The sequence below is a fragment of the Massilia sp. CT11-108 genome (assembly GCF_047302915.1).
Classification (GTDB): domain Bacteria; phylum Pseudomonadota; class Gammaproteobacteria; order Burkholderiales; family Burkholderiaceae_D; genus Telluria; species Telluria orientalis.
In genome coordinates this window covers 1-325 of record NZ_JBKYMO010001387.1, presented here as the reverse complement: position 1 = coordinate 325, position 325 = coordinate 1, and the positions used below count along the sequence as shown (strand labels likewise).

Sequence of the window (325 nt, the reverse complement as noted above, 5' to 3'; positions counted from 1 at the left end):
CCCCCCCACATTTTTTTTACTCCCCCACACCCCCCCTTTCGAGTTGTCGGTCGGTGTGGTGGGGTGGCTTTTGTTATACCGCCCCCGGCCCCCCCCCGCGGCCCAGCAGGGCCGCCATGCCCGTCTCGTTGCTCATCGTATGGACGACGCCCACGGCGTCGCTGACGTGCTTGACGGCGGCCTGCTGGCGCCGCGTGGCGGAGTCGTTGTCGGTGCCGTGCGCCGCCTGGCCCGCCGCCGTCGCGGACCGGGACGCGTGGGCATCCTGCGCGGTGGCGGCGGGCAATGCGAAGGCGAGCATGAGCAGGGCGGCGGCGCCCAGCAG

1 protein-coding gene is annotated in these 325 nt (G+C 72.3%); it reads right to left on the bottom strand.

Annotated features, from left to right (window positions below; all coding sequences use genetic code 11):
* Positions 1-73: 73 nt before the first annotated feature.
* Positions 74-325: hypothetical protein (locus ACEN88_RS34930; protein WP_413347016.1), on the bottom strand; the 252-nt coding region annotated here is incomplete at its 5' end.